Origin of the sequence: Burkholderia diffusa (assembly GCF_902499115.1) — a bacterium.
GTDB lineage: Bacteria > Pseudomonadota > Gammaproteobacteria > Burkholderiales > Burkholderiaceae > Burkholderia > Burkholderia diffusa.
In genome coordinates this window covers 160,961-176,440 of the sequence record NZ_CABVPN010000004.1, presented here as the reverse complement: position 1 = coordinate 176,440, position 15,480 = coordinate 160,961, and the positions used below count along the sequence as shown (strand labels likewise).

The window sequence follows — 15,480 nt, the reverse complement described above, 5'->3', positions numbered from 1 at the left end:
TTTTTTGTGAAACGCATACCTCCGCCGCCCGGCAGCGGGTGGCTTCGCCCGGGCGCGCTGCGTCCGGGCGCTTTTTCCGCGGCGAGGTATGCGTGGCGATGCCGTATGCGCCGGTCAACGCCCCGCGGCTGCCGCAGGCGCCGCACGCGACAGCACGCGCCAGCGCGACAGCAGTTCGTCGCGATCGACGTAGCAGCCCTGCAGATGCCGGCGGCCCGTCGACGGATCGAACTCGGTGCGCGCATGCAGCACGCGCCGGTTGTCGAACGCCCACATGTCGCCCGCCCGCAGCCGGCGCTGCACCCGGAAACGTGGCTCGCGCGCGAGCCCGAGAAAGCGCCGGTACGCACGGTAGATGGCCGCGACCGAGCCGGCCGGCGCATCGAGTGGCCCGCGCAGGAAATTCGCGACGCGCACTTCCGTCACGTTGCCGCGTGCATCGAGGCCGATCACCGGCGCCGAACAGCGGTAGTCGCTGTTCGCACTCTTGTTCCAGAACTCGAACGGCGTCGAGGCAAGGTGTTCGAAATCGGCCGGATAGTCGCGCCGCAGCGCTTCCGCGAGCGCAAAGCCGTCGAGGAAAATGCTGTCTCCGCCCGTCGCGTCGTTCGCGAGGCAATGCAGGAACTGCACGCCCGGCTGCAATTCACGCGTCGGCAAGTCGGTGTGCGGCGGCAGGTTGAGCGACGTGTAGGCATTGCTGTCCGGTCGCGGCTTCGACTCGACATCGAACAGCACACCGAAATTGCTTTCGCGGATCAGACCGACACGACGCGCGATCTGGTCGACCCGGCCGCGTTCGGCCGGCACGCCCTCGACGAGCGTCAACCCCGTGCGCTGCAACGCGGCGAGCCATGCGTGCAACGCGCCATCGTCCTCCATCACGTCACGCCACGCGAACACCCCGATGGCCGTCGCATCGTCGCCGGCCCATACGTGCCGCCCGTGCGCGGCCTGGCGTTCCGCGCGCGACGCATCGTCGTATGCATGCGCGCGCAACCATCCCGGCGACCAGGTACTGCGATGCCCGTCGTTCCACTCGACGTGCAGCGCGCCGTCGGTTTCGACATGCACGGCGAGCGCCGACAGATCCTCGCGCGCGTCGGCGATCTCGAACACCTGTTCGCGCGTGAGCGCATGCACGCACGCGGAACACGCGCAGTTGTCGCGCAGCCAGTCGAAGTGAAACGGCGATCGTCGCGTGTCGCTCCACTCGACGTTCACCGCTCCATCGCCAATCGTCGCCGCCGCAATGGCCGCGTCGGCGGAATAGGTCCGCCAGTCCTCGATACGGTGTTGCGCTGCCTGCATCGTTGTCTCCCGGAAACGCCCGCTACGCGTGTGGTGCGAGCAGAAACCCGCCGATCATCCGGTGCATCCGCGCCGCCTGCGGGCTCGTTCCGAGCGCGCGCCAGCAACCGTGCACCAGCCCCTCTCCCCTCCAGTAACGCGCGGCGCCGCCGGCCGCAAGGATTCGTTCGACATAGACGCGTGCATCGTCGCGCAGCGGATCGTGTTCAGCGCCGATAGCGAGCACGGGCGGCAGCCCGTCGAAGCGCGACGCCGCGAGCGGCACCGATGCACGCAGCAGCGGATCGTCGTTCAATGCGGCTTCATCCGCATCGCCCCAGTACAGCGCGCGATAACGATGGACGTCGTCGAGCGTCAGCATCGGCGCGCGCGCTTCCGTTTCGCGCGCCGGCGATTGCGGTTCGATGCCGAGCATCGGATATACGAGTGCGATCCCGTCGATGCCGCCTTCGCCAGCGTCGCGCAGCGCGGTCGCGACGGCCGCCGCGAGATTGCCGCCCGCGCTGTCGCCCGCGAGTGTCAGCGGTCGTGCGCACGAGTCGAACGGCCAGTTGACTGCGTCGCGCGCGGCACGCGTGACGGCCAGGCAATCCTCGAGCGCGGCCGGCGCACGATGCTCGGGCGCGAGCCGGTAGTCGACCGCGATCACGGCAAGCCCCGTGTCGGCCGCCAGTTGCGCCGTGATCAGCGCGTGACTGTCGAGCGAGCCGACGACGAAGCCGCCGCCATGAAAGAACAGCACGGTGCCGCGCGGCTTGCCCCGCGCTGGCGCGTAGCGCCGTAGTGCGATCGCGCGCCCGTCCGGCGCATGCCACACGGCGTCCTGCCGCACGACGCCGGCCGGCAGTACGGCGGGCGTCCACGCGGCCGCGAAGCGATCGTAGACGCGGCGTTGCTCGACGGGCGAGCGCGCCGCCGCGTCGGCTGGATACCACGCGTCGACGGCCGCAACGAATGCCGCGATTTCCGGTTCGAGCATCGTGTGCGCTCCGCAGTCGACGGTCGGAAGTTGAACGCCGATGCTAGCGACGCGGTGGCAGCCCGATCACGCGGCCCGCATACGCGGGCGCCGCGCAATCGCGCTGCAACGCATGCAGTTCGGCCACGCGCGCGGCGACGTCGTCGTCGAACGGCGCCGATTTCGCGCCGTCGCGCGTGTCGACGTGCAGCAGCATCTGCTCGCTCGCCGACACCGCGCCGTCATGACCGTCCGCGAACAGCTCGAGATACAGGTGCAGCCGCTTCGCGTCGTGCGCGAACACCCGCGCGTCAACGCGTACGCGCGTGCCTTCCTTGATCTCCTGCAGATAGTTCACGTGCGCCTCGAGCGTGTAGACCGAGCGGCACCGCTCGCGACGCACGGCGTCGTCGAGGCCGATGCGGTCGAGCAGCGCATCGGTCGCGAAACTGAAGATCAGCAGATAGAACGCGTCGCGCAGGTGGCCGTTGTAGTCGACCCACTCGGGCCGCACGACGTCGTGGTAAATCGTCAGCGGGGTATCGCCGGTCATGTTCGTTCAGTCCTCGAATCGCATCCCGTGCCGCGCCTTCACCGCGGCGATCGCCTTCAGCACCTCGGTGATGCACTCGTCGCGATAGCGTTCGAGTTCCTTGATGCTGCGCGTGCCCTGCTGCTCGCTCGTGCCTTCGACGACGCTGTCGATCAGTTCGTCGGTCAGCTTCGGCGCGACCAGCTTGGTCCATGGCAGTTCGAGCGCGGGGCCGAACTGCTGCATGAAGTGTCGCATGCCTGCGTCGCCGCCAGCCAGCGTGTAGGTCAGGAACGTGCCCATGAACGACCAGCGGATGCCCGCGCCGAAACGGATCGCATCGTCGATCTCGCCAGTCGTCGCGACGCCTTCGTTGACCAGATGGAGCGCCTCGCGCCACAGCGCTTCGAGCAGCCGGTCCGCGATGAAGCCCGGCACCTCCTTGCGCACGTGCAGCGGCCGCATGCCGAGGTTGCGATAGATCGCCATCGCCGCCTCGACCGCTTCCGGCGACGTGCGCGCGCCGCCGAGCACCTCGACGAGCGGCAGCAGGTAGACCGGATTGAACGGATGGCCGACCACGCAGCGCTCCCGATGCGTCGCGCGCGCGTAGAAGTCGGTCGGCAGCAGCCCCGATGTCGATGACGCGATGATCGCGTCGGGCTTCGCCGCGCGGCTGATCTGTTCGTGGAGTTCGAGCTTCAGCGCCTCGCGCTCGGGCGCGCTTTCCTGGATGAAGTCCGCGTCGGCGACGCAGGCCTCGATCGTCGACTCGAAACGCAGCCGCGCGGGATCGGCGCCCGGCGCGAGGCCGACGCGTTCGAGCGCAGGCCAGGCATTCGCGACATTCGCGCGCAACCGCGCCTCGGCGCCCGGCGCCGGGTCCCACACGACCACGTCGAGACCGTGCGCGAGCGCACGGCAAATCCATCCGCTGCCGATCACACCGGTGCCGATCGCGGCGAACGTCTTGATGTCGGTCTTCACTGCCATGTCAACACATCCTTCAAATCGAGGGAAATCGGACGGCGACCGCGCTCGTGCGCGCCGCCGCATTGAATCGGAATCAGCCGTGAACGCTCACGCGAATTCGGTCACCGCGCGGCGTTCGAGCAGACGCTCGCCGCGCGCCGGCAGGCCGAGCTTGCGACGCCCTTCGGCCGGCGTCAGCACGCGGCCGCCGAGGCGTTCGACGATTTCCCGTGCACGCTCGACGAGCGTGCCGTTGGTCGCATGCACGCCACGATCGAGCCAGATGTTGTCTTCGAGGCCGACGCGCACGTGACCGCCGAGCAGCATCGCCTGCGCGACCATCGGCATCTGCATGCGGCCGATCCCGAAGCCGGCCCAGTGCGCGCCCGGCGGCAGGTTGTCGACCATCGCCTTCATCGTGCCGGTGTCGGCCGGCGCGCCCCACGGAATGCCGAGGCACAGCTGGAACAGGGGCGGATCGTCGAGCAGCCCTTCCTTCAGCAATTGCTTCGCGAACCACAGATGGCCCGTATCGAAGATTTCCAGCTCCGGCTTCACGCCGAGTTCCTGGATGCGCTTCGCGCCGGCGCGCAGTTGCGCGGGCGTCGATACGTAGATGTAGTCGCCGTCGCCGAAATTCAGCGTGCCGCAATCGAGCGTGCAGATTTCCGGCAGCAGTTCCTCGACGTGCGCGAGGCGCGTGAGGCCGCCGACAAGATCGGTGCCCTTGCCGAAGCGCATCGGGTCCTCGCCCGGGCCGATCTCCAGATCGCCGCCCATGCCGGCCGTCAGGTTGATGATCACGTCGACGTCCGCCGAGCGGATCCGGTCGACCACTTCGCGGTACAGGTTCGGGTCGCGGCTGCCGCGGCCCGTCTGCGGATCGCGCACGTGGCAGTGCGCAACCGTCGCGCCGGCCTTCGCCGCTTCGATCGCGGCGGCCGCGATTTCCTTCGGCGTGACCGGAATCGCCGGATGCTTGCCGACCGTATCGCCCGCGCCGGTCACCGCGCAGGTGATGATGACTTCGTGGTTCATGCTGAATGCCCTCGCTTGATTCGGTTCGTGTCGCTCGACTTCTGTCGTACTGCAGATTATTTGTCGCTGCGCGCCGCTCGCTTGCGGCGCGCACGGGCCGTTACAGGCCGAGATACGCCTTCACGGCAGGCAGGCCGTCCTTGCCGTCGAACGTCTTGACGCCGGCGAGCCAGGCATCGAGCACCTGCGGATTCTTCTTCAGGTATGCCTTCGCGGCGTCCGCCGGTTTCGTCTTGTTCATCACCGACTGCATCAGCTGGTTCTCGAGCTGCGTCGTGAAGCGCAGGTTCTCGACGAGCTTGCCTGCGTTGGGGCAGCGCGAGATGAAGTCGGGCGCCGTCAGCGTGTACACGCGCGCTTCGCCATAGTTCGGGCCGAAACTCGCATCGCCGCCGGACAGGTAGTTCATGCTGATCTGGATGTTCATCGGATGCGGTTCCCAGCCCAGGAACACGACCCACTTCTTCTCGCGGATCGCGCGCTCGACCGTGACGAGCATCCCGGCTTCGCTCGATTCGACCAGCTTGAAGCCACCGAGACCGTATTGATTCGTGTCGATCATCTTCTGGATCGTCGCGTTCGCGCTGCTGCCCGGTTCGATCCCGTAGATCTTGCCGTCGAGTTCCGCGCGGTGCTTCGCGATGTCCTCGAAACTCTTCAGGCCGGCCTGGTATGCGTAGCTCGGCACCGCGAGCGTCGCCTTCGCACCCGACAGGTTCGGCGGCTCGACCACGTTGATCGACTTGCTGTCGAGGAACGGCTGGAGCTGCTTTTGCTGCACCGGCCACCAGTAGCCGAGCGAGATGTCGAGCTGCTTGCTCTTCAGGCCGGCGAACGAGATCGGCACCGATGCGATTGTCGTCGTCGGCTTGTAGCCGAGCCCTTCGAACACGGTCGAGGCGAGCGCCGTGGTGGACGTGATGTCGGTCCAGCCGATATCCGCGAAGCGTACGTTGCGGCAGGTCGCGGCATCCGTTTCGGCGTGCGCCGCGGTCGCGAATGCGCCGGTCGCCAGCACGGCCGCGACGAACGCGGCGATCTTTGTCGACTTCATGGTTTCTCTCCCGATTGGACCGATGTCCGACGGGTTCGCGGAGTGCGTCCCGGCCTGCATCGTGGGAGTAAAAGTAACGAGCCATATTGGTCGAAAGACGACCGGCGGCGACCTTTTCTTGACTATTTGCGACTATGGGTGAAAACCACTACGCTCGGGCAATGGCTTGTATGGCGGGGGTTTCAGGCGAATTACGGTGAAGATGGGTTTGTCCGGATGCGGCGTAACGGATGCCGACGGAGCGTGCTTCGGCGGCGATACCGGAGCGGGCGTGGTGCCGCTTCCGGCCGGGCGGGTGCGGGCCGGCGCCCGACGCGTTATCGCGGTACCTCGACGTAAGTTTCCCTGCAGATCTCGCGCAGCGCCTGGACGAGCAGATCCCGCGTCGGCGCATGCGATTCGGCGGCGCGGGTAAACAGCGCGATGGGCGGCAGCGTCCAGACCAGCGAGTAAGGCACGATCGCCACGCCGGCGATGCGCACCATCTCTTCCGCGATATCGGTCGGCACGATCGATACGGCGTCGTCGCTCGATGCGATCATTTCGCCGATCAGCTTCGACGAGTAGCTTTCGACGATCGGCACGGGCGGCGCGATGCCGGCCGACAGGAACAGGTCGGTCACCTGCTCCCGCATCGGCGTATGCGGCGCGCCGAGAATCCAGTCCAGCTCGTGCAGCTTCTCCCAGTCGAGCTTCATGCGGGCCAGTTTCGCGGCGAGGCGCCGGCTCGCGATCATCCGGGGCTGCTGCTGGTACAGGACTTCGAACGAAACCTGTCCCAAATCGACCGCCGACGACGCCCGCCCGATGACGAGATCGACGCTGTGGTCCTTGAGCTGGAGCAGCAGCTGGTCGCTGGTGCCTTCGTGGATCGTCACGGTCAGGCGCCGCTCCATCCGGGATTGCAGCCGCTTGAGCGCCGCCGACAGCATCTGGCCCGAGATAAACGGAATCACGCCGATATGCAGGTGGGCGGCGTGGCCGGCGGCGACCGCCTCCATCTCGCGGGCGAGATGGTCGAGGTCCTTCAGCATCGCCCTGGCGCGCTCGAGCACGACCGAACCGAGCGCGGTCGGCCGCATCCCGCGCGACGAGCGCTCGAACAGCGGCGTGCCGAACATGCTTTCCAGCTCGGACAGCGCGTTCGTCACGGCGGGCTGGCTGCTCGCCATGTGCTCGGCGACGCGCGTGAGCGACCCGTGCTGCTGAATCTGCAGCAACAGCATCAGGTGCCGCATCTTCAGGCGCGCACCGAGCCGCCTGACCACGTCGTTCGCGTCGAATGTCATTGCCGGACCGCCACATCATCATGAAAAAGTGATGGACCGATATTAAAACAGAATCATCTCCTTATGGCCGATCCCTAGAATCACCTCATGGATCGCGTCGGGACTGGCCTGGCGCGCACGCCCGGACCCAAAAAACATGAAACAGACAGAGACTCAGCAGCAGGCCGCGTACGACTATCACGAGTTTCCGACCCCGGGGAAGATCTCCGTCGTCGCCAGCAAGCCGCTCGTGACGCAGCGCGATCTCGCGCTCGCCTACACGCCCGGCGTCGCCAGCGTGTGCGAGTCGATCGCCGCCGAGCCGCTGAACGCGCATCGCTTCACGAGCCGCGGGAATCTGGTGGGCGTCATCACCAACGGCACCGCCGTGCTGGGTCTGGGCAACATCGGCGCGCTCGCGTCGAAGCCGGTCATGGAAGGCAAGGCCGTGCTGTTCAAGAAGTTCGCGGGGATCGACGTGTTCGACATCGAGATCAACGAGACCGATCCGGACAAGCTCGTCGACATCATCGCCGGCCTCGAGCCCACCTTCGGCGGGATCAACCTCGAGGACATCAAGGCGCCGGAGTGCTTCACCGTCGAGCGCAAGCTGCGCGAGCGCATGAAGATTCCCGTCTTCCACGACGACCAGCACGGCACCGCCATTACCGTGGCCGCCGCGTTCATCAACGGGCTGAAGGTGGTCGGGAAGTCGATTTCCGAGGTGAAGGTCGTGACGTCGGGCGCCGGTGCCGCGGCGCTGGCCTGCCTGGACCTGCTCGTCGACCTCGGGCTGCCGGTCGCGAACATCTGGGCGACGGATATCGAAGGCGTCGTCTATCGCGGCCGCACCACGCTGATGGATCCCGCCAAGGAACGTTTCGCGCAGGAAACCGACGCGCGCACGCTGTCCGAAGTGATCGGCGGCGCCGACGTGTTCCTCGGGCTGTCGGTCGGCGGCATTCTGAAGCCGGAGATGCTGAAGGCGATGGCCGCGCGTCCGCTGATTCTCGCGCTCGCCAATCCGACGCCGGAAATCTTCCCTGAACTCGCGCATGCGACGCGCGACGACGTCGTGATCGCGACGGGCCGCTCGGATTTCCCGAACCAGGTCAACAACGTTCTCTGCTTCCCGTACATTTTCCGCGGCGCACTGGATGTGGGCGCAACGACGATCACCCGCGAAATGGAAATTGCCGCGGTTCACGCGATTGCCGGCCTCGCGCAGGAAGAGCAGAACGACATCGTCGCGGCAGCCTATGGCGGCGATGAAGTGTCCTTCGGTCCGCAATACCTGATTCCGAAGCCGTTCGATCCGCGCCTGATCGTGCGTATTGCGCCGGCCGTGGCCAGGGCCGCGATCGAAGGCGGTGTGGCGACGCGCCCGCTCGCGGATCTCGACGCGTATGTCGAGCAGTTGCAGCAGTTCGTCTATCACTCGGGCGCGTTCATGAAGCCGCTGTTCGCGACCGCGCGTCAGCTCGTGCGTGACGGCGGCAAGGCACGCATCGTGTTCACCGAGGGCGAAGACGAGCGCGTGCTGCGCGCGGTGCAGGTGATCGTCGACGAGAAGCTCGCGCGTCCGATCCTGGTCGGGCGTCCGGAGGTGCTGCTCGCGCGTATCGAGCGATTCGGCCTGCGCCTGCGTCTCGGTCAGGATGTCGAAGTGACCAATCCGGAATATGACGAACGTTTCCCGCAATACTGGACGACGTATTGGGAATTGCGCTGCCGCGACGGCATCTCGAAGGAAATGGCGCGCGTCGAGATGCGGCGCCGCCTGACGCTGATCGGCGCGATGATGGTGCGGCTCGGCGATGCGGACGGGATGATCTGCGGGACGGTCGGCGAGTATCACAATCACCTGCGGTTCGTGGACGAAGTCATCGGCAAGAAGCCCGGTGCGTCGACCTACGCCGCGATGAACATCCTGCTGCTCAATCAGCGGACGGTCGCGCTGGTCGATACGCATGTCAACGACAACCCGGATGCGGAGCAGATCGCGGAATTCACGATCGCGGCCGCGCGGCAGATGGAGTGGCTGAATCTCTCGCCGAAGGCTGCGTTGCTGTCGCGGTCGAACTTCGGGTCGGGGAGCGCGGCCTCGGGCGTGAAGATGCGCCGAGCGCTCGAAATCATTCGCGCGCATGCGCCGGATATCGAGGCGGATGGCGAAATGCACGGCGACTGTGCGCTCGACGAGGCGCTGCGGTCGCGGCTGCTGCCGATGTCGCCGCTGAAGGGTGCGGCGAACCTGCTCGTGTGTCCGAACGTGGATGCGGGGAATATCGCCTATAACCTGCTCAAGACCGAGGCCGGCAGTAACGTTGCGGTCGGGCCGTTCCTGCTGGGGGTCAATGGGCCGGTGAACATTCTCACGTCCAGCGCGACCGTGAGACGGATCGTGAACATGACGGCGTTGACGGTGATCGAGGCGAATCGCAACGCGGCCGTGTAATTGCAGTTGATGCGGGTCGGCTACGGCCGACCCCGTCGGTCATCGGGCCGTGGTCCGCTGAAAAACGATATCCGCGATTCAGGTATCAGGATCGTCGGCAAGCGGCGCCAGCTTCGGCAGCCGCCCTTATTCGCGATACATGGCGATCAAGGTAACGACTGCGTACATCGACGAACCGCCATCTGGCTGGACCGCTGCAGAAACGAATCGGCCATGACAGGTTCGGTGCCCGCGTTTCACAAGATCTCCATCAGACGCAAGAGATTTACGGATGGAGGGTTTCACCGCGGTTCAGCATGTCGACGAATTCCGCAATTTTACGCGCCCGTGTTTCCGGCTTTTTCGCATTCTGTATCCGGAACAGGATGGCGTAGCGGTTGCGGCTATTCAGTGTTTCAAAGAACGCCTTGGCTTCCAAATTTGCGTTCAACGCCACCTGCAGGTCGTCCGGCACGGTCGAGTTGCTGGCCGACGTATAAGCAGCCTTCCATCGGCCGTCGTGCCGCGCCCTCTCGATCTCACGCATGCCCGGCGCGCGCATTCTGCCCGAGGCGATCAGCGCTTCGGCCCGGTCTTTGTTGAGTTTGGACCAGATGCTTTTTGCGGAGCGTGGAGTGAAGCGTTGTAGCCAGTACGTCTCGCTCTCGGCCTGCTTTTGGCCATCGATCCAGCCATAGCAGAGCGCGCTTTCCAACGCTTGACCATAGGTGACGGTTCGCTGCGTGGCGCCCTTTTTCGCCAGACGCAGCCATACTCCGCTCGACGTGCCGCCATTTTGCGCCAACCAGCTTTCCCATTCGGTCTGACTGGCAAATGTCAGCGCGCATTCGGTCATGTCACTGTCCTGAATGATTGAGTACGGGCGTGGGAAACCGTCCGCAGTCCAACAGTGCTTATACGGATAGCAGCGTCCGTGGTGCGATCCAATGCGGGCGTGCAGTCGCCACTATCCGTCGGCTCGTTTGGGTCGGAAGCCGCCGCCGAGTCTGGCGGCTTCCAACCTCGGTCGATCGTTCGGATGGCCTCGATCATGTCGAGCGCACCATGCGCCCCACCCTTGGATCGAAAGCGCGCCCTACAGAATCCGTTCCAACGCGCTGGCAAACCTACGGACCGCGGCATCGACGTCATGCAGCTTGTCGAGACCGAACAAGCCAATGCGGAACGTCTTGAAATCCGCCGGCTCATCGCATTGCAGCGGCACACCGGCCGCGATCTGCATGCCGACATCGACGAATTTCTTGCCGGACCGGATGTCGTCATCGTCGGTGTAGCTGACCACGACGCCAGGCGCCTCAAACCCTGGCGCCGCCACGCTCCTGAAACCCTTCTCGGCCAGCAACGCGCGAATCCGCGTGCCGAGTTCGAGCTGTTCCGCCCGCACCTTGTCGAAGCCGTATGCGTCCGTTTCCTTGATCACATCGCGCAGCGTCGCAAGGCTGTCCGTGGGCATCGTCGCGTGGTACGCGAAGCCACCGTTCTCGTAGGCTTCCATGATCTGCAGCCACTTGCGCAGATCGCAGGCAAAACTGGTGCTGGTCGTCGCATCGATGCGCTCGCGAGCGAGCGGGCTGAGCATGACCAGTGCGCAACCCGGCGACGCACTCCAGCCCTTTTGCGGCGCGCTGATCAGCACGTCGACACCGCTCTTCTCCATATCGACCCAGATCGTGCCGGACGCGATGCAATCCAGCACGAACATGCCGCCGACCGCATGCACGGCGTCGGCCACCGCGCGCAGATACGCATCGGGCAACATCATCCCGGAGGCGGTTTCGACGTGCGGAGCGAACACCAGGTCCGGCTTGTGTTCCTGAATCGCGGCGACGACTTCTTCGATCGGGGCCGGCGCAAACGCCGCCTGCCTGCCTGATTCGACAGGACGCGCCTTCAACACGATCGATTCGGACGGAATGCTGCCCATGTCGAAAATCTGCGACCAGCGGAAGCTGAACCAGCCGTTGCGGATGACCAGACACTTCTTGTTCGTCGCGAACTGCCGGGCCACGGCTTCCATGCCGAACGTCCCGCTGCCCGGGACGATGACGGCCGCTTTCGCGTTGTAGACCTTCTTCAGCGCGGCGGAAATATCGCGCATGACGCCCTGAAAGCGCTGCGACATGTGATTGATCGACCGGTCGGTGTACACCACCGAATATTCGAGAAGCCCGTCGCGGTCGACATCGGGAAGTAATCCTGGCACGTTCGCCTCCGGTAAAGGATGAAGCATGGGATGAGGGGGCGCGGTATTCGTGAGTGGCTACCGCTGCGCCCATGCAAATCTGCATGATTGCCTTGACGACGAACGATTCTAACGAATGCAGTCTGACGTTGGGGATTTGCGTGTTTTGTGCGGTGCACGCACGAAGCCAACATGTGGCGCATGTCTCAGCGCATCCGACCGCGTCGCTTGCAAGACCGGCTCTCGTCGGTTTTCCGGCATTTCCCGCGCTCAAGGCCTGCAGGCAATCGCCTCGATCTCGATCTTGGTACCCACCATGTTCGTCGCCTGCAAGGTCGATCGTGACGGCTTGTTCCCCGGGAAGAACTCCCCATAGACACGATTGAATTCCGCGAAGTCGCGCGCGTCCTCGAGCCAGACGGTGGTTTTCACCACGTCGCCGAGTGTGCATCCCGCCAGCGAGAGTACGTGGGCGACGTTCTTCAATGTCTGACGCGTCTGCGCTTCGATTCCGCCCGCGACGAGGCTCCCGTCTTCGTTTCTCGCCACCTGACCGGATACGAACACCAGATCGCCGGCCTTGGTCGCCAACGACCGGGGCAGGTTTCGTGTGACCGGATTGCGCTCAGCAAAGTATTCGATCGCCATTTGAGCCTCCCACGATCCATCCGGCGCCGGTGTTGGCTTACGAAAACGAGCGTAACGCGGAAATGGCGCGCTGCCAATTCGGTATTCTCGGTCTGGAAGCCGCTACGCGCCGCAGCATCCGGTCAACGCAATGCGCATCGCCTGCGCGGCGTGCCCGATCCTCGGCGTCGAGTTGATCCGCGCGTGACGGCGCGGGGATACCGCGCCGCCCCGAATACCGGCAATCCGCCGTGCCCGGTGCCGAATCTCCATCGGCGAAGTCGATCAGTACCGATCCGACACACCGTCGATCCCACGCTCGTGCAGCGCACGAACCAGCCTGGCACGTACCGTCGCGACGTCCGAAAACGCCGGCCGTCGATGCGAGGCGACTTCGGCGGCGGTATAAGGCTTGAAGCCACGCGGCAGCGCATCGCGGTTCATCGTCGTGAGCACCCAGTTGAGCACGTCGGCGAGTTCCTCGTCGGACAGCGCCGAGTTCGACGCGCCGGGCACGCGCATCACGTACTCGCGCCCCGCCGGCAGATGCGTGAAATAACCGAGCGAATTCGCGAGAGGCGGCACCTTGCCCGGAATGCCGCCGCCTGTCGCCGTGTGGCAGCCCATGCAATTGAGCACCCAGTGTTGTCGCGCGAGTGTGGCGTCGGCCACGCCGTCGGCATGTGCGGGTACGGCAATCGCAAATGCCGCGGCAGCGACCGCCAGCATCGAAGACAGACGGCGTGCCATGAACGCTCCGATCCGCGACGCCGCCACACACGGGCCGCGACCACGAATGCGCAGGGTATTCAAAGCCCCAGCCCCTTCGTCACGACCGCACGTTGCGCATGAACGGCCGTGCCGTCCATCTCCTTCGCGCGTGCCGCGCGAATGTCGGCCGCCGTGAACGGCTTCGCGTCGCCGTGCTCGTCGTTGAGATCGAATACGACATAGTTGAGCACGTTCGCAATATCGTCATCGCTCGCACTCGCGAACGACGGCATCTTGAAGTTGTAGCGCTTGTCGTGCACCGTGATTTCGCCGAACATCCCGTGCAACAGCGTCGCGACAAGCTGCGCACGGCCCGCATCGGCCGTTGCATACCTGCCCGGGTACTCGGTCAGCGGCGGCGCGAGGCCGTCCTGCCCCTTGCCGCCCGCCTGGTGACACACCGCGCACTGCGCATCGAACAGGCTCTTGCCCGCCGGGTAGTGGACAGCCTGCTGCGCACCGGCGAGACCCGGCCACGCAAAACCCGCAACAGCCGCCACGCACGCGACCACCATCGTTCCAGCTTGCTTCATTTTCATTGCTTCGCCGCCCCCAGCAGGACCGAAACCGAACAGTGGTAATTCGAATTGCCGTTCGCCATGCACCAGTTGATGTCGTTGTTCAGCGACAGCTTGTACAGCGGCTTCTCGCGCTCATTGCGGTTGCAGAAGCACTTGCCGCACGACGTCTTTCCGCAGCAATCGTTGTACGACACGATGTAGTCCGAACCGTCGTGCGGGTTGCGGCACGTGCCGATCCACGTGATCGGCGACGGCGTCGTGCCCGGCGGGCAACTGCTCGACGTACCGCCGCAGCAGCTGCACAGCCAGCCGTCGATGGCGCAGTATTTCCAGTAATCGCAGCTCATCGGATCGTCGCTCGCGCCCGGCGCGGCAGCCCCCGAAGCCGCCGATGCGCCCGATGCTGCATCCGCTGCATATGCGGTGCGATCGACGGGCAAGAGCGGCAGCATCGCCGATCCGACCAGCACCTTGCCGAGCTTCGCCATCGCGCTGCGCCGCGAACTATGCTGCGCGACGCCGCGCGCCGACCGCTCGAACCATGAATCAAACAGGCCCATGTGGTTGTTCTCCGTTGACGTTGAAAGGGAGCCGGCCGGTCACGCGTGCTGCGCGTGCCCTTCGTGACCGCCATGGTCGAGATTGCCGTGCACGAACTGCTGCAGCGACGCAACGCCACGCTCCTTCGCTTCGAACAGGCTCTCGAGATGCTCGCGGGTGTTGACGAGACCCTTTGCGCGCACGGTACCGGTGTCGTCGAGCAGCACCGCGTAGGGCAGCTTGCCGATCTGATACGCGAGGCCCAGCTCCTGCGACAGCACGTACGGGAAACGCGCGAGGTCGTGCTTCTGTGCGAAGCGCGTGTGGTCGTCGAGATCGCCGTCGCTCGCGAGCACGATGTTCACCGGCGTCGATTCGCTCGCCTGCAGCGACGGCAACAGCGGCAGCAGCTTCTTGCAGACCGGGCACGTCGGCGACAGGAAGAACAGCAGCGTCGCGTTGCCCGATGCATCGATACCGCCGACCTTCACCTGCGAGCCGCGAATGTCGGTCAGCTCGAACGTCGGCGCGATCGCGCCGACCGCCGGCCCCTTGTCGATCATCAACGCGCCGGCCGGCATGATCCGTTCGTACAGGATGCCGATCTGACGCACGAGCGCGAGACAGATCGCGCCGAGCGCGAGAACGGCGACCCACAGCAAGGCGGTGGAAACGGTGAGAGCGGTTTGCATCATGAATTCCTCAGGTGGGAAAGGCGCGGTACGTTGGCGAGCAGCACGTCGACGGTGAGCAGCGCGCAGACGATCAAAAGCACGGAAGAGAACAGCGTCAGGTAGTCGAACCACACGATCGCGCGGCTGCCCGGTTCGACGAACGCGATCGCGGCCAGCACGACGAGCAGCAGCACGCGCGCGACGTGCAGCCAGCCGATGCCGCGCGGCGCATCCGCGCGCGCGGCGGCAAAACCGGAGCAGCCGCAGTCGATGTCGGTATGGCCGCGCAGGATGTTGATCGTCATGCCGGCCGCGAAGACGAGCAGCAATGCGATCAGGCCGAGCGCGCCGGTCGTGCGCGTATCGGGAAACAGCAGCGCTGCGGCGCAGACGGCTTCCGCGAGCGGAATCGCGAACGCGGCGGGCGCGTTGAGTACCTCAGGCAGCAGGCGATAGCCGGCGAGCGCCTGCCGGAACGCCGCGGGCCGGCGGACCTTGGCGAAGGCGCCGAGCAGCACGACGACGGCAGCACCTGCCTGCGCGCTGGTGGCAAGTACGGGATCGAGCGTCATCG

At 65.5% G+C, this 15,480-nt stretch carries 16 protein-coding genes; 1 reads left to right on the top strand and 15 read right to left on the bottom strand.

Translation table 11 applies throughout. The annotated features are described in order from the left end of the window. Positions 1 to 114: 114 nt before the first annotated feature. The 7 genes from BTE28158_RS05720 to BTE28158_RS05690 form a co-directional block, all read right to left on the bottom strand. Positions 115 to 1,311, bottom strand: coding sequence for a TauD/TfdA family dioxygenase (locus BTE28158_RS05720; RefSeq protein ID WP_151047571.1), 1,197 nt, complete (start codon positions 1,309 to 1,311; stop codon positions 115 to 117). Positions 1,312 to 1,333: 22 nt separating this feature from the next. Beyond that, the gene (locus BTE28158_RS05715) at positions 1,334 to 2,290 is read right to left on the bottom strand and encodes an alpha/beta hydrolase (protein ID WP_151047573.1); all 957 of its coding nucleotides are present in this window, start codon (positions 2,288 to 2,290) and stop codon (positions 1,334 to 1,336) included. A 43-nt stretch (positions 2,291 to 2,333) separates the two neighbouring features. After that, positions 2,334 to 2,822 (bottom strand): thioesterase family protein, encoded by a 489-nt coding sequence (locus tag BTE28158_RS05710; RefSeq protein WP_124622090.1) that lies wholly within the window; start codon positions 2,820 to 2,822, stop codon positions 2,334 to 2,336. Positions 2,823 to 2,828: 6 nt separating this feature from the next. Next, on the bottom strand, positions 2,829 to 3,794 hold the full coding sequence (locus tag BTE28158_RS05705) for an L-carnitine dehydrogenase (RefSeq protein ID WP_151047575.1): 966 nt from the start codon (positions 3,792 to 3,794) through the stop codon (positions 2,829 to 2,831). A gap of 87 nt (positions 3,795 to 3,881) precedes the next feature. After that, positions 3,882 to 4,811 (bottom strand): 3-dehydrocarnitine:acetyl-CoA trimethylamine transferase CdhC, encoded by a 930-nt coding sequence (cdhC, locus tag BTE28158_RS05700; protein ID WP_124622092.1) that lies wholly within the window; start codon positions 4,809 to 4,811, stop codon positions 3,882 to 3,884. 100 nt (positions 4,812 to 4,911) lie between these two features. Continuing rightward, on the bottom strand, positions 4,912 to 5,865 hold the full coding sequence (locus BTE28158_RS05695) for a choline ABC transporter substrate-binding protein (RefSeq protein ID WP_059600224.1): 954 nt from the start codon (positions 5,863 to 5,865) through the stop codon (positions 4,912 to 4,914). Positions 5,866 to 6,182: 317 nt separating this feature from the next. Then, positions 6,183 to 7,154, bottom strand: coding sequence for a LysR substrate-binding domain-containing protein (locus BTE28158_RS05690; RefSeq protein ID WP_151047577.1), 972 nt, complete (start codon positions 7,152 to 7,154; stop codon positions 6,183 to 6,185). Positions 7,155 to 7,290: 136 nt separating this feature from the next. Here BTE28158_RS05690 and BTE28158_RS05685 point away from each other — a divergent pair, with 136 nt between their 5' ends. Continuing rightward, on the top strand, positions 7,291 to 9,591 hold the full coding sequence (locus tag BTE28158_RS05685; protein ID WP_059600336.1) for an NADP-dependent malic enzyme: 2,301 nt from the start codon (positions 7,291 to 7,293) through the stop codon (positions 9,589 to 9,591). Between the two features lie 265 nt (positions 9,592 to 9,856). Here BTE28158_RS05685 and BTE28158_RS05680 read toward each other — a convergent pair whose 3' ends face one another. The 8 genes from BTE28158_RS05680 to BTE28158_RS05645 all read right to left on the bottom strand — a co-directional run bounded on the left by BTE28158_RS05680 (position 9,857) and on the right by BTE28158_RS05645 (position 15,478). Next, positions 9,857 to 10,426, bottom strand: coding sequence for a YdeI/OmpD-associated family protein (locus BTE28158_RS05680; protein ID WP_151047579.1), 570 nt, complete (start codon positions 10,424 to 10,426; stop codon positions 9,857 to 9,859). A gap of 240 nt (positions 10,427 to 10,666) precedes the next feature. Then, positions 10,667 to 11,794: an aminotransferase class V-fold PLP-dependent enzyme gene (locus tag BTE28158_RS05675; RefSeq protein ID WP_059600227.1), complete on the bottom strand. Its 1,128-nt coding sequence runs from the start codon at positions 11,792 to 11,794 to the stop codon at positions 10,667 to 10,669. A gap of 249 nt (positions 11,795 to 12,043) precedes the next feature. Beyond that, on the bottom strand, positions 12,044 to 12,421 hold the full coding sequence (locus BTE28158_RS05670; RefSeq protein WP_059600228.1) for a RidA family protein: 378 nt from the start codon (positions 12,419 to 12,421) through the stop codon (positions 12,044 to 12,046). A 264-nt stretch (positions 12,422 to 12,685) separates the two neighbouring features. Beyond that, the gene (locus tag BTE28158_RS05665) at positions 12,686 to 13,150 is read right to left on the bottom strand and encodes a c-type cytochrome (protein ID WP_124622102.1); all 465 of its coding nucleotides are present in this window, start codon (positions 13,148 to 13,150) and stop codon (positions 12,686 to 12,688) included. 59 nt (positions 13,151 to 13,209) lie between these two features. Next, positions 13,210 to 13,710, bottom strand: coding sequence for a c-type cytochrome (locus BTE28158_RS05660; RefSeq protein ID WP_151047583.1), 501 nt, complete (start codon positions 13,708 to 13,710; stop codon positions 13,210 to 13,212). Beyond that, positions 13,707 to 14,252, bottom strand: coding sequence for a methylamine dehydrogenase light chain (locus tag BTE28158_RS05655; RefSeq protein ID WP_059534225.1), 546 nt, complete (start codon positions 14,250 to 14,252; stop codon positions 13,707 to 13,709). Before BTE28158_RS05655 ends, BTE28158_RS05660 begins: the two co-directional genes overlap by 4 nt. Before the next feature lie 39 nt (positions 14,253 to 14,291). Then, entirely contained in the window at positions 14,292 to 14,927 is a 636-nt protein-coding gene (gene mauD / locus BTE28158_RS05650) for a methylamine dehydrogenase accessory protein MauD (protein ID WP_151047585.1), read from the bottom strand. Then, positions 14,924 to 15,478 carry a MauE/DoxX family redox-associated membrane protein gene (locus BTE28158_RS05645; RefSeq protein WP_151047587.1) on the bottom strand — a complete coding sequence of 185 codons (555 nt, stop codon included), beginning with the start codon at positions 15,476 to 15,478 and terminating at the stop codon, positions 14,924 to 14,926. Before BTE28158_RS05645 ends, mauD begins: the two co-directional genes overlap by 4 nt. Positions 15,479 to 15,480 lie beyond the last annotated feature (2 nt).